This window comes from Catenovulum sediminis (assembly GCF_007289895.1).
GTDB lineage: Bacteria > Pseudomonadota > Gammaproteobacteria > Enterobacterales > Alteromonadaceae > Catenovulum > Catenovulum sediminis.
On sequence record NZ_CP041660.1, the window covers coordinates 3,014,021 to 3,027,223 of the forward strand.

General features: G+C 39.0%; 11 protein-coding genes and 1 pseudogene. 3 read left to right on the plus strand and 9 right to left on the minus strand.

The window, feature by feature from the left end; translation table 11 throughout:
* Positions 1–79 precede the first annotated feature (79 nt).
* The 4 genes from FNT16_RS12745 to FNT16_RS12760 form a co-directional block, all read right to left on the minus strand.
* Positions 80–1,228, minus strand: coding sequence for a patatin-like phospholipase family protein (locus tag FNT16_RS12745; RefSeq protein ID WP_143871942.1), 1,149 nt, complete (start codon positions 1,226–1,228; stop codon positions 80–82).
* A 147-nt stretch (positions 1,229–1,375) separates the two neighbouring features.
* Positions 1,376–1,900 (minus strand): flavodoxin FldA, encoded by a 525-nt coding sequence (gene fldA, locus FNT16_RS12750; protein ID WP_143871943.1) that lies wholly within the window; start codon positions 1,898–1,900, stop codon positions 1,376–1,378.
* A gap of 17 nt (positions 1,901–1,917) precedes the next feature.
* Complete coding sequence (locus FNT16_RS12755; RefSeq protein ID WP_143871944.1) at positions 1,918–2,118, minus strand: DUF2788 domain-containing protein; 201 nt, start codon at positions 2,116–2,118, stop codon at positions 1,918–1,920.
* Positions 2,119–2,193: 75 nt separating this feature from the next.
* Complete coding sequence (locus FNT16_RS12760) at positions 2,194–2,955, minus strand: alpha/beta fold hydrolase (RefSeq protein WP_143871945.1); 762 nt, start codon at positions 2,953–2,955, stop codon at positions 2,194–2,196.
* 231 nt (positions 2,956–3,186) lie between these two features.
* Here FNT16_RS12760 and fadR point away from each other — a divergent pair, with 231 nt between their 5' ends.
* The gene (gene fadR, locus FNT16_RS12765) at positions 3,187–3,909 is read left to right on the plus strand and encodes a fatty acid metabolism transcriptional regulator FadR (RefSeq protein ID WP_143871946.1); all 723 of its coding nucleotides are present in this window, start codon (positions 3,187–3,189) and stop codon (positions 3,907–3,909) included.
* A 51-nt stretch (positions 3,910–3,960) separates the two neighbouring features.
* Here fadR and FNT16_RS12770 read toward each other — a convergent pair whose 3' ends face one another.
* The 4 genes and pseudogenes from FNT16_RS12770 to sodB all read right to left on the minus strand — a co-directional run bounded on the left by FNT16_RS12770 (position 3,961) and on the right by sodB (position 9,576).
* A complete protein-coding gene (locus FNT16_RS12770; protein ID WP_143871947.1) occupies positions 3,961–5,481 on the minus strand; it encodes a SpoVR family protein in 1,521 nt (506 codons plus the stop codon).
* A gap of 9 nt (positions 5,482–5,490) precedes the next feature.
* Positions 5,491–6,759: a YeaH/YhbH family protein gene (locus FNT16_RS12775; RefSeq protein ID WP_143871948.1), complete on the minus strand. Its 1,269-nt coding sequence runs from the start codon at positions 6,757–6,759 to the stop codon at positions 5,491–5,493.
* 91 nt (positions 6,760–6,850) lie between these two features.
* A pseudogene (locus tag FNT16_RS12780) lies at positions 6,851–8,772 on the minus strand (PrkA family serine protein kinase).
* A 222-nt stretch (positions 8,773–8,994) separates the two neighbouring features.
* Positions 8,995–9,576, minus strand: coding sequence for a superoxide dismutase [Fe] (gene sodB, locus FNT16_RS12785; protein WP_143871949.1), 582 nt, complete (start codon positions 9,574–9,576; stop codon positions 8,995–8,997).
* 286 nt (positions 9,577–9,862) lie between these two features.
* Between sodB and FNT16_RS12790 the strand changes: the two genes are divergently transcribed.
* On the plus strand, positions 9,863–10,213 hold the full coding sequence (locus tag FNT16_RS12790) for a Grx4 family monothiol glutaredoxin (protein WP_143871950.1): 351 nt from the start codon (positions 9,863–9,865) through the stop codon (positions 10,211–10,213).
* 133 nt (positions 10,214–10,346) lie between these two features.
* Positions 10,347–11,279 carry a LysR family transcriptional regulator gene (locus tag FNT16_RS12795; RefSeq protein ID WP_143871951.1) on the plus strand — a complete coding sequence of 311 codons (933 nt, stop codon included), beginning with the start codon at positions 10,347–10,349 and terminating at the stop codon, positions 11,277–11,279.
* On the opposite strand, the gene FNT16_RS12800 is transcribed toward FNT16_RS12795, so the two are convergent.
* Positions 11,272–13,155, minus strand: coding sequence for a methyl-accepting chemotaxis protein (locus tag FNT16_RS12800; RefSeq protein WP_143871952.1), 1,884 nt, complete (start codon positions 13,153–13,155; stop codon positions 11,272–11,274). The genes FNT16_RS12795 and FNT16_RS12800 overlap by 8 nt on opposite strands.
* Between the last annotated feature and the right edge of the window lie 48 nt (positions 13,156–13,203).

A 13,203-nucleotide genomic window follows, 5' to 3' on the forward strand; every position in this document is an offset into this window, starting at 1 on the left:
TTTTTTATTCGCTTTTTTATTCGCGTCTGGTAGAAGCGTGCTTTGCCTATGCAGTAAAAATGATACAAATATAGATAACTTAATTTAACTGATCGATTTCCAAGAAGCTTTTAATTTCCTCCATTCGGTTCATCGCATCCGTAATGCCTAATTGGATAAGCTCTTGACAGTATGCCTTTTCAAATAATAAATAACTGATCAAGCTTGAATTCATTACTGTTTTATTGTTAATGCCCAATATTCGTAACAAACTACGAATCGAAAATGGCATGCTCATATAATGCTCAGCTGCAATCTCATTAAAGTTTTTTGAAGGGTTAATTTGTAAAGTTTGTACTTTTTTAAGACCGCATTTTTTGCGTACAGGCTCGGATAAATAACTTATTGTTTGATTGATACGTTCAACACGTTCAATGTCTGACGCTAAAGCCTCTGTAAATATCGTATCTAATAAATGTCCGACAATTGCTCCACCCGTTGGAGGCACTGCCTGTTCGCCGACAAAAGAAAATCGATTTTTGGGTTGTTCCATACCTATGATAAAAATTTTATCAGCCCCTAGATGAATTGCTGGGCTAAGTGGCGCGAGCTGATGGATTGAACCATCTGCAAAAAATTCACCATGTAACTCAACGGAAGGAAAGACCATGGGGATCGCCGACGAGGCCATTAAGTGTTCGACTTGTATTGGGCTATGTAACCCTCTACGTTTTGCGCGAGTCCAAGGTTTGATATGGGCCTTTCCTTGATATAAACAAACCGAATCACCAGAGTGGTATGATGAAGCCGTAACGGATACCGCATCCAAGTAACCGCTATCTATATTTGTTTGTATGCGGTCTAGGTCTAATAGTTGGCTAAGTAGTTCTTGTAGTGGGGTATTATCAAGCCAACTGATGGTTTTATTGTAATATTCGCCATCATTGCGAGAAGATAAATTTTTAACCAGTGTGCGATACAGGGTTGAAAAGTTACTGCGAAAAACCAAGTCGGTTTCGAAGTTTTTCCAAACCCACTCTAGTTTTTTAACGCCTAAATGATAACAAGAGGCGTAACAGGCAAGCGCAGTCGCATTAATCGCTCCAGCTGAAGTGCCACATAAAATAGGAAAGGGCGTACCGTGGTTTCTTGGGATCACACTGGCAATTGCTTTAAGTACCCCAACCTGATACGCAGCCCGGGCACCACCGCCTAATAAAAGTAGGCTAAAATGACTTCTTTTTCCCATAAACACCTAATCGACATTATCAATACGGTAAATTTAAGTATAGAAGTAATCTATATAATATAAAAATATTTGTATGAAACGCTAGGTTATATATGGAGGGTGGTCGCAGCAATAATTAAGTTGCTGCGACCCAGTGTTATTGATTTGCTATTTAAATTCAGACAGGTACATTTCGTCAAAAATTTGCATACACCAAGCTTTGACTCTTTCATCAGTCAATTCTGGTTGGCGGTCTTCGTCGATACCTAAGCCAACAAAGTGATCATCATCCACCAAACCTTTAGATGCTTCGAAGTCATAACCGGCAGTGGGCCAATGACCTACAATTGTTGCACCTTTACGCTCAACGATATCTCGAACCATGCCCATGGCATCTAGGAAATATTCTGCATAATCTTCCTGATCACCACAGCCAAATATGGCAACAATCTTATCGTTAAAATCAATTTCCTCTAAATCCGGGAAAAAGTCATCCCAATCGCATTGGGCTTCACCATAGTACCAAGTTGGTATGCCAAACATTAAAAAGTCATACTCGGCGATGTCTTCTTTCGTTGCTTTTGCAATGTCTTTTACATCAATGAGATCTTTGCCTAACTCTTTCTGTATCATTTTAGCAATAGCTTCGGTATTGCCAGTATCACTACCAAAGAATAATCCTACGACTGCCATTTCAAAAACTCGCTTATTTAAGAATCAAAAAAAACTTGAATTAAACCTTTAACTAAAAAGCCCGCACAACCTAAAAAGAGCACTAACCAAACCATGATTTTGCCAAATAAGGGCACGTTTCCGGTTTTCAATACATCTTTAATGGCTAAACCAATCAGTAGAAATAAAGCTGATATGCCAAGGTAAAAGCTCAATGTTTCAAACTGCTCAAAAGTCATGCTAATTGCCGCTAATTAAATTAAATGTGAATTATTATCAAATAGCGCACTATATCATATTTTTCTTCTATGAGCTTATTTTTGCAAAAAATCTAAGACAATTTTATTGAATACAGCGCTTTTTTCTGAGTGTATCCAATGTCCTGCACCTTCAATGATTTTTGCTGTAAACGCCGGAAAATATTGTGCGATAAGCCTTGAATGCTGTGCTTGTAAATAATCTGAATTTGCCCCTTTAATAAATAAACTCGGGTTATGAAATGCAGTTTCCTTGCCAGGGAATCCGCATATAGTTGTGTAACAATTTTTCAGAGTTGTTAGGTTCATCTGCCAATACCATTTTTGGCCATCGTTTTTTAGATTTTTCAGTAGAAAGTGGCAGGTGTTAATGTCATTTAGATGTGCATTGAGTTCGGAAAGCGCCTGTTTTCTATCTTTCAAGTGTTCTAGATCAAGTGCTTGTAATGCTTCAAATACTGCACTGTGCCTATCTGGGTAGCTAGCTGGCGCAATATCTTCAACAATGAGTTTATTCACATGGTGAGGGAAGTTTAACGCAATTTGCATCGCAACTTTGCCCCCCATCGAGTGACCCAATACGTGGTATTTCTCGATGCTTGTTTGTTGAATGGTTTCTACCACATCTTGTGCCATTGATAAATAATCATGCGATTGCGAATGTGCAGACTCACCATGATTACGTAGATCCACATTTATCACATTGAAGCTTTTAGCGAGGTATTTTGCTAAGGTATTTAAATTGTTGCGGTTACCAAATAGTCCGTGTAACAAAACTATCGATTCGCCTTCACCCAGATTTGTGTATTGGAGCTGCATATTTAATGAAAGGTATAGGTATTTAGAAAAGAAGTGACGGCGATTGTATCATTTTTCAAAGTATTGTGTATTAAACTATTGGCTACTTCGTTTATATCCAAAATAATGCTTCATTTGTAGAATTGGCAACTTAGATTGTGTTAAAACACACCAATACTGGATTAGCGGTAATTAATTGCTAGACTCAAGACTGGTATTACCAGTTTGTATGGAACCTTCGAGGAATTTTACATGTATATTAAGGCACAAAGTCCTGCTGCTTTTGCTGAAGCGTATTTAGTTGAGTCGATATGGAATGGGAAGTATGCTCCTGGCACAATTTTACCAGCCGAACGAGAACTCTCAGAAGAAATCGGGGTTACCCGAACAACTTTGCGTGAAGTTTTACAAAGACTCGCTCGAGATGGTTGGCTGACGATCCAGCATGGAAAGTCAACACTGGTAAATGATGTTTGGTATACCTCTGGGTTGAATATTTTAGAAACCATTGTGCGTTTGGATACTCAAAATACTGACCAATTGGTCGATAATTTGCTTTCAGCAAGAACCAATGTTGCGACTATTTATGCGAGAGCGGCCGTCAAAAATGCACCTCAAGATGTTTTACTGGCGTTGAAAGAAAGCCAAGAAATTGAAGATAATGGCGCAGCCTATAGTGAGTTTGAATATCAGTTTCATCATGCGCTCGCAATGGCATCAGGCAACTTAATATACGTATTAATACTAAATGGGTTTAAAGCTTTATACAGCAAGCTGGGTAACTATTATTTTTCTCATCCAGATGCAAGAGAGCTTGCACGCTCGTTTTATATGAAATTTATTGCAATTACGGAAGCCGGTAAATTTAATGAAGTGCCTGAGCTTATCCGTGACTATGGCATGTTATCAGGAGAAATATTTCAAAAATATCGTTCAGATATGCCTGTTTTGGCGGAATCCGTTGTTGTGAAGTAGCTGTATTGAGTACAACAGGCAACAAAATCAGGGCATACTCAGCCCTGATGTTTAATCAATTTGCACTTTCTTCTCGACGGTTGGGCACCTCTCAATAATTTGTACGCTACCGTCTGGCCGCTCTTCTTCTAGTTTGACGTCAAACTGCCATAATCGATATAGATGTTTTAATACTTCACTGCGGCTTTCTGCCAAGGGGATTCTATGATGTGGCTTGTATCTCAGTGTCAATGATCTATCACCAATCACATCTACATTGTGTACCTGAATATCAGGTTCGAGATTGCTTAAATTATACTGTTTAGATAATGCCTCCCGAATATCTCGGTAGCCTTGTTCATTGTGAATAGAAGCCACTTCGATATAGTTTTTATGGTCGTCATCTTTGATGTGGAACAATTTAAAGTCGCGCATCAGTTTAGGTGATAAGAATTGACTGATGAAACTTTCGTCTTTAAAGTTTTCCATCGCAAAATGTAAGGTTTCAAGCCAATCCGATCCAGCAATATCTGGGAACCAATGTTTATCTTCATCTGTTGGGTGTTCGCAAATTCTGCGCAAATCTACAAACATATTAAAACCTAATGCATATGGATTGATACCCGAGTAATAAGGGCTATTGTAGGGCGGTTGGTAGACGACATTCGTGTGACTGGATAAAAACTCCAGCATAAACCTATCGGTCAACCAGCCTTCATCATATAAATGATTTAAAATTGTGTAGTGCCAAAATGTTGCCCAACCTTCATTCATGACCTGAGTTTGTTTTTGTGGGTAAAAGTACTGAGATATTTTGCGCACAATTCGCACTAATTCTCGTTGCCAAGGTTCGAGCAACGGCGCATTTTTTTCAATAAAGTAGAGTAAATTTTCTTGTGGCTCTTTTGGAAAGCGTATATTTTGCGTTTCTAATTCAGACGCTTTTTTAGGGATCGTGCGCCACAAGTCATTTACTTGTGATTGTAAATACGCTTCACGTTCTTTTTGTCTTTTTTGCTCTTCATCAATCGAGATTTTTTGTGGTCTCTTGTAGCGGTCGACCCCAAAATTCATTAGGGCGTGGCAAGAATCAATGGTCTGTTCAACGTTATCAATGCCATATTTTTCTTCACACTCGGCAATATATTTTTTTGCAAATAATAAATAATCGATAATTGAGCCAGCATCAGTCCAAGTGGTAAAGAGGTAATTATTTTTAAAAAAGGAATTATGGCCATAACTTGCGTGTGCCATCACCAATGCTTGCATGGTAATGGTATTTTCTTCCATTAAGTAGGCGATACAGGGATCTGAGTTGATGACTATTTCATATGCGAGGCCCATTTGGCCGCGTTTATAATTTTGCTCAGTCTGAATAAATTTTTTGCCATAAGACCAGTGAGAGTATCCGATAGGCATACCGACGCTTGAATAAGCGTCCATCATCTGCTCGGCGGTAATAATTTCTATCTGATTAGGGTAAGTGCTCAGTTTATAATGTTCAGCGACTCTTTTTATTTGCTGATGGTATTCATCTAATAACTCAAATGTCCAATCCGGACCATCACTTAACGGCTTATTTGTTTGTACCATACGCCTACCTTATTTAACCTGTTTTTTGAAAAGTTCACGAAATACAGGGTAGATATCTGCAACTTCTTTAATATGCTGAATTGCGAAATTTTCATATTCTGCTGTCAGCTGTTCGTATTCTCGCCACAAAGATTGGTGGTTACGTGTGGTAATTTCTATATAAGCGTAATAGCGTACTAACGGTATGATATTTTTACGCATTAGTTCAGAGCAGAGTGGTGAATCGTCGGCCCAGTTGTCGCCGTCAGACGCTTGTGCGGCATAGATATTCCATTCGCTCGGTGAGTATCTGTCTTGGATAATTTCGTTCATCAGCTTGATAGCACTTGAAACAATCGTTCCGCCCGTTTCTTGCGAATAGAAAAACTCTTGTTCATCGACTTCTTTGGCTTGTGTATGGTGTCGGATGTAAACGACTTCGACATTTTTATAAGTGCGGGTCAAAAACAAATAGAGTAAAATATAAAACCGCTTTGCCATATCTTTTGTTGCTTGATCCATTGAACCGGACACATCCATTAGGCAAAACATCACGGCTTTACTGGTTGGAATAGGCTGCTGCTCGTAATTTTTGTAGCGCAAATCAAACTCATCGATAAACGGGACTTTTTTTATTTTCGATTCTAGCGTTTCTATTTCAGCTTCGAGAATTTTGATATCTGCTTCATGTTCTATTGGATTTTCAAGTAAAGCTTCCAGTTGTTCTTTAGCCTTTCTTAAACGACTTTTGTACTTACCGGCCATTGCTGTTCTGCGAGCCAGAGAGTTTTTCAAAGAACGAACGATATCAATACTGCTTGGGTTGCCGTCGGCTTTATATCCTGCGCGTACTGTTTTATATTCCGTGACTTTGGCAAGTTGATTTTTTTTCAAGTTGGGTAATTCAAGATCATCAAACAAAATATCTAAATATTCATCTTTTGATATTTGAAAAACAAATTCGTCTTCACCTTCACCATCAGGGCTCGCTTGACCCTCGCCCGAGCCTCCACCTTGTCCAGCTGGTGGACGCTTCATTTGATCGCCAGGCTTAAACTGATCGTTACCTGGATGCACCATATCTCGTTCGCCACCGCGACCCTGATGGAAAACCGGCTCTGAAACATCTCGTTTAGGGATGCTTACGCTTTCTCCTGATTCGAGATCGGTTACACTGCGATTATTAATAGCATCAGAGACAGCACGTTTGATTTGCTGATTATAACGTCGTAAAAAACGACGCCTATTTACGGTGCTTTTGTTTTTCGCGTTTAAACGACGGTCAATAAAATTCGCCATATGATCCTCTTTGCGTTAATCATCTTTTTGCGACCGCTCACATTCAGTTCATTAACGGTCGCACAGAGTCTTAGCAAATGTGATTACTTGCTTAGGATGATTTGCGAACTCTTAGGTACCACTCGGATAACAAGCGTACTTGTTTTCGGGTATATCCTTTTTCCATCATGCGTTCTACAAAATCGTCATGTTTTTTCTGATCATCAGAAGATGTTTTGGCATTAAATGAAATAACGGGTAGCAACTCCTCCGTATTGGAAAACATTTTTTTCTCAATGACCGTGCGTAGTTTTTCATAACTGGTCCAGCTTGGATTTTTGCCTGAATGCTTCGCTCTCGCTCTCAGTACGAAATTGACAATTTCATTGCGAAAATCTTTTGGATTGCTAATACCGGCTGGTTTTTCAATTTTCTCCAATTCATTATTAAGCGCACTTCGATCAAATAACTGACCGGTTTCCGGATCTCGATATTCTTGGTCTTGGATCCAGAAATCTGCATAGGTAACGTAACGATCAAAAATATTCTGCCCATACTCTGAATAAGATTCTAAATACGCTGTTTGAATTTCTTTACCGATAAATTCGATATATTTAGGGACCAGATACCCTTTTAAAAATTCAAGGTATTGTTCTGATACATCGGCAGGAAATTGCTCTCGCTCAATTTGTTGCTCGAGTACGTAAAATAAGTGCACTGGGTTTGCTGCGACTTCAGTATGGTCAAAATTAAAGACTCGAGATAAAATCTTAAAGGCGAATCGTGTGGATAACCCGCTCATACCTTCATCAACACCTGCAAAATCACGATATTCTTGATAAGATTTAGCTTTAGGATCGGTATCTTTCAGTGATTCACCATCATATACCCGCATTTTGGAGTAAATACTCGAGTTCTCGGGTGTTTTGACGCGTGATAAAACAGAAAACTGAGCTAAGGTTTCTAAAGTGCCTGGCGCACATTGTGCGGTGGCCAGCTCACTGCTCTCAATCAGCTTGTTATATATTTTTATTTCTTCGGATACTCTTAAACAATAAGGCACTTTTACGATATAAACCCTATCTAAAAAAGCTTCATTGTTTTTGTTGTTCCTAAACGACTGCCATTCAGACTCGTTTGAGTGTGCCAAAATTATACCGTCAAAGGGTAGTGCTGACATGCCTTCAGTTGGATTGTAGTTACCTTCTTGGGTTGCAGTTAATAGTGGATGAAGCACTTTGATTGGCGCTTTAAACATTTCTACAAATTCCATGACCCCTTGATTCGCGCGACATAGTGCGCCTGAATAGCTATATGCATCTGGATCATGCTGAGCGTATTCATCTAATCTACGAATATCTACTTTACCGACTAAAGCTGAGATATCCTGATTGTTGTCATCGCCAGGTTCGGTTTTTGCGATGGCGGTTTGATCTAATACGGATGGATAAACTTTAACGACTTTAAATTTAGATATGTCTCCATTGAACTCATGAAGGCGTTTTCGCGCCCAAGGCGACATAATTGTTTTTATATATCTTTGGGGGATATTGAATTCTTTTTCTAATATCTCTCCGTCTTCTGTCGGATCAAACAAACAAAGCGGGTGGTCATTAACTGGTGAGTCTTTAATAATATAGATTGGGCATTTTTCAACTAAACTTTTAATTTTTTCGGCAAGTGAGCTTTTCCCCCCCCAACAGGCCCCAAGAGATACAAAATTTGTTTTTTCTCTTCTAAACCTTGTGCAGCGTGGCGTAAATAAGACACTATCTGTTCGATAGCTTCTTCCATGCCATAAAACTCAGAAAATGCAGGGTATCTGGCAATAACTCGGTTGGAGAAGATGCGACTGAGACGGGGTATTTGCGACGTATCAACCATTTCTGGTTCGCCAATAGCCATTAACAATCGCTCTGCAGCATTGGCATATGCGGTTTTGTCAGTTTTACACAGCTCCAAAAATTCTTGTATTGAATACTCTTCTTGTTGTTTTAATTCATACCTTTGTTGAAAGTGTTCGAATATACCCATACAGGCCTCCACCGTTTTCAAGATACAACTTTTACGAAAGATTTCGCGATTCAGTTTGCAATCAGAAGGAATTATTTGTTTACAGACTTAGCTTAAGCTTAGACCCGTATTTAGACTAACTACAAGAAAATAAAATAGAAAAATTTTTGAACTAGGAGAGGCATTAATAAAAAAGGACGCTTAGCTGCGTCCTTAATTAGGGGATAATTTAAGCTTGTTGAATTAACCTAAATTTTTTGCAACAAAATCCCAATTTACAAGTGCCCAGAAAGCTTCTAGGTACTTAGGACGTGCGTTGCGATAATCGATGTAATAAGCGTGTTCCCACAAATCAACAGTTAATAATGGTGTTACACCTGCATCGGTTAATGGGGTTGCAGCGTTTGAGGTATTAACAATTGCAAGTTTGCCGTCAGCGTTTTTAACCAACCAAGTCCAGCTAGAACCAAAGTTGTTAACTGCTTTGTCATTTAACTCAGCTTTAAATGCTTCAAATGAACCAAAAGTTTCGTTAATTGCATCTGCAACTTTACCTGTTGGTTCACCACCGCCATTCGGGCTTAAACAGTTCCAGTAGAAAGTGTGGTTCCAGATTTGTGCTGCGTTGTTGAATACACCGCCAGAAGAAGTTTTTACAATCTCTTCTAACGACTTAGAAGCTAAATCAGTACCTTCAACCAGGCCATTTAATTTAGTCACATAAGTTTGATGATGTTTGCCATAGTGATACTCAAGCGTTTCGGCTGAGATATGAGGTTCTAATGCATTTTTTTCGTAAGGCAATGCTGGTAATTCAAATGCCATGATATTTTCTCCGTTTTGGCTAGCGTTATTATTTAAACTTCAGTTTAATAGTAACTTATTTATGATTAGATAAAACCTAACTTGCTTAGGGTTTTCTAAAATACATCGACTACTAAAGTAGGGGCTCAAGTTACTTTTCTCAAGGGCAAATTAAGTCTAGCGAATTATTTTTGTTATTCACTATTAATATAGGCGAAAAACAATAGGCGAAAAACAAGGGAAAAATTTGGGTCAATCGCAAACTTACTTTACAATAGGCGTTAAATTTAGATAAATGGTGGTGTCGATGGATACTTTAGAAAAAATTAAACAGCAAATCAGCGAAAACCCAATATTAATATATATGAAAGGCAGCCCAAAGTTACCAAGTTGTGGCTTTTCGGCTCAAGCGTCTCAAGCAATGATGAATTGTGGTGAACCGTTTGCGTATGTCGATATTTTACAAAACCCAGATATCCGAACAGAATTACCGAAATATGCTAATTGGCCGACTTTTCCGCAATTGTGGGTTGAAGGTGAACTCATCGGTGGATGTGATATTATCTTGGAGATGTTTCAAAAAGGTGAGCTTCAACCTTTGATCAAAGAAACTGCCGCTAAATATAAAGAAGATACTGACGAGCAATCTGCTGAATAATTATCGTTAGCGCTGCAGCCAAGTCGGTTGCAGCTTAATTTTTTCCCGACTTATTGATATTTTTACTTGTCCCTTATTCAAAAAAACACTACCATTCATTTTGTTGATTGTTTTATGAAAATCTATAACCAAAATGAATATTTCAAAAATAGATCTCAATTTATTAATTTATCTTGACGTCCTGCTTCGCGAACAAAATGTAACACGAGCTGCACAGCAACTGGGCATTACTCAACCGGCAATGAGCAACGGCTTAAAGCGTTTGCGTGAATTGCTAAATGATCCTGTTTTAGTGCGTACTTCTGACGGTATGTCTCCGACGGAGAAAGCGCGTAAATTGCAGCCAACTGTCCGTCGAATATTGTTAGATTTAGAAGAGGCACTGCAGCCGACTGACCCTTTTGAAGCAGCTAAAAGTAATCGCGTATTTCGAATTATGGCGAGTGATTATGCTGCGTCGACGTTATTACCTAAATTACTCTCTCGTTTGCAAGAACTCGCGCCGAATGTTTCTTTGGATGTGATGACGCCCAGTGATGTCACTTTCCACGACGTGGAAGAAGGTAAAATTGATATGGCGATTAATCGCTTTGACGATTTACCTCTTTCGTTTCATCAAAAAGTTGTTTGGTCAGATAGTTTTGTGTGTTTAACACACAAAGATAATCCTTTTGTGGGCAACTGGGATTTAGATGCGTATTGTAAAACTCAACATATTTGGGTGAGTAAAACCGGGTTCGGTGTCGGCCTAGGGATGGATCCAACAGATATCCAAAAGCTTGGTTGGGTCGATGAAAAACTTGAAGAGTTAGGCCGCAAACGAGAAATACGTGTATTTACCCGTAATTACCATGTCGCTATTCAATTGGCATTGGCCAAGCAATTAATGGTTACCGTGCCTAGAAGAGCCACTTTGAATTATTTACATGAGCCGGATATTGTCTTGCTCGACCCACCTATGGACTTGCCAGAAATACAGCTGGACATGATATGGTCACCTTTGTTACATCATGATGCCAGCCATATTTGGCTTCGTCGTTTAATTAATGAAGTTGCTGCTAGTTAACTTTAAAGCGTTCAACTGAATGTGAGAGATCGTGTAAGCTATCGGTAATAGTTGCAGCGATCTCTGAGTTGGAGCTTGCCATTTGGTGAATTTCAACTGCAATATCACGCATAGCGACAACGTTTCTACCCACTTCTTCGGTCACGCTGCTTTGTTCTTCGACTGCTGAAGCGATCGTGTTATTCATATCTGAAATTGAATTTGTTTCCTCGCTTATTTTGTCTAGCATTTCATTGGCTTGACGTGCTTCGTTAACCGATTTTTCGCTATCAGATAAACAGGTGTTCAGCATACTTACAATGGAAGTGCAACGACCCTGTAAGTTGGCAATATTGTCTTCAATCTGACCGGTGGACTCTTGTGTACGCATGGCAAGGTTCCTGACTTCATCGGCAACAACAGCAAATCCTCGACCTTGTTCGCCGGCGCGAGCGGATTCAATGGCTGCATTTAACGCGAGTAAGTTAGTTTGCTCTGCTATCGCGCGAATGACTTCTAACACAGAACCGATAGTTTTGCTGTCTTGTTCTAGGTTTTGAATTTCGTTGTTGGCCGTTGATAATTTTTCAGACAAAGAAGAAATAACACTTACCGTTTGCTCAACTTGTTTTTTACCATTAATTGCTAACGTTGCTGTGGTATTTGCATTGTTTGCGGCTAAATCAGTATTGCGTGCAATTTCAGCCACGGTTGACTGTAACTCCGTGGTTGCAGTGGCCGCTTGATCTGCTTCTATTTGTTGTTTTTCTGTCGATTTTTGTGTGCGGGTGGTCATTGTTTCTAATTGACTGGTGGCGCCTTCAAGTTTTTTTGTTGATTCGTTGATATAACGAATGGCAACTAAGAAGTCATTTTGTAATTCATTAAATGATTGACTTAAGAAGCTAATTTCATTTTTTCCCTGACTCTTTATTCTGAGTGTTAAGTCATTTTGTTGGCGAATATTATGTATGGTTTCACACAGGTAATTGATTGGTGCTACGATATGGCGGGCGAAGTAGAAACTGAGCAAGAAAATAACCAGCGCGACAATGAAAGCTATTGATAAGGCTTTGGTAACGGTATCACTTTGTTTTTCTTCTAAAGCGGATTCGGATGTTGCTAAGAGGCGTGCTAAACCGTCAATGGTTTCGTTAATTGTTGCGTTCATTTCACCAATTAACCCAGTGTCTGGAGTTAGGCCCAGTTGTTTTTGCGCAGCAACAAATGCTTCAAAATTAGCTAAATATTTTTCTAAAGCCGCTTGGATATTTTTTTTTATAACAGGCTCTTCTAATTTAGCTTCTAGCGTAGCAGAGAATGATTTGACTAGCGTATTAAACCTATCTAAATATTTCTCATCTAGTCGCAGCATAAAGTCTTTCTCGGCTCGCCGAAGTTGGAGCATCAGGCTCAATAACTCATACTCATTAATTGCATTTACTTGGCTTTCTACATTGTGCACGGCGGCACGTAATTTGCCATAACTACCTGATTTGTGGTCAAGCCCCAAGTTTGTTTGATGACGAACAACTTGATTAAATAACTTGTTGTAAATTTCTATATTATGGCTGAATGTAGTGAGATGGCGGGTTTCTATATCAAAAGCCTTTAAAGATGCTTGCAGCTCGCTTGTTTTAGTATTTAGGCGCTGTAGTGACACTTTAAACGCCTCTGCATATGCCAGATCGCGTTGTGTTATAAAGTGATATTCATTGCTGCTCAGTCTTAACGTTTCACTTTCTAAGTTTGCGACTTCCGCTCGAATATTATTTAGCTTGATGAGTTGGTTAGATTCGAACAATAAAACCATCACAATACCCACTAAACCGATTAATGTAATCAGTACATTGATGTATGAGCGATGTTTTATTGATATATTGTTTAAGATATTCATTCTATCTGCCTAATTAATGATTCAACTATTGCCTTTATCTACATGCAA

Coding starts and splice junctions, on each gene's coding strand:
- FNT16_RS12795 (WP_143871951.1), top strand. CDS start 10,347: ATGAATATTTCAAAAATAGATCTCAATTTATTAATTTATCTTGACGTC.
- FNT16_RS12800 (WP_143871952.1), bottom strand. CDS start 13,155: ATGAATATCTTAAACAATATATCAATAAAACATCGCTCATACATCAAT.
- FNT16_RS12770 (WP_143871947.1), bottom strand. CDS start 5,481: ATGGTACAAACAAATAAGCCGTTAAGTGATGGTCCGGATTGGACATTT.
- FNT16_RS12790 (WP_143871950.1), top strand. CDS start 9,863: ATGGATACTTTAGAAAAAATTAAACAGCAAATCAGCGAAAACCCAATA.
- FNT16_RS12760 (WP_143871945.1), bottom strand. CDS start 2,955: ATGCAGCTCCAATACACAAATCTGGGTGAAGGCGAATCGATAGTTTTG.
- fldA (WP_143871943.1), bottom strand. CDS start 1,900: ATGGCAGTCGTAGGATTATTCTTTGGTAGTGATACTGGCAATACCGAA.
- fadR (WP_143871946.1), top strand. CDS start 3,187: ATGTATATTAAGGCACAAAGTCCTGCTGCTTTTGCTGAAGCGTATTTA.
- sodB (WP_143871949.1), bottom strand. CDS start 9,576: ATGGCATTTGAATTACCAGCATTGCCTTACGAAAAAAATGCATTAGAA.
- FNT16_RS12745 (WP_143871942.1), bottom strand. CDS start 1,228: ATGGGAAAAAGAAGTCATTTTAGCCTACTTTTATTAGGCGGTGGTGCC.
- FNT16_RS12755 (WP_143871944.1), bottom strand. CDS start 2,118: ATGACTTTTGAGCAGTTTGAAACATTGAGCTTTTACCTTGGCATATCA.
- FNT16_RS12775 (WP_143871948.1), bottom strand. CDS start 6,759: ATGGCGAATTTTATTGACCGTCGTTTAAACGCGAAAAACAAAAGCACC.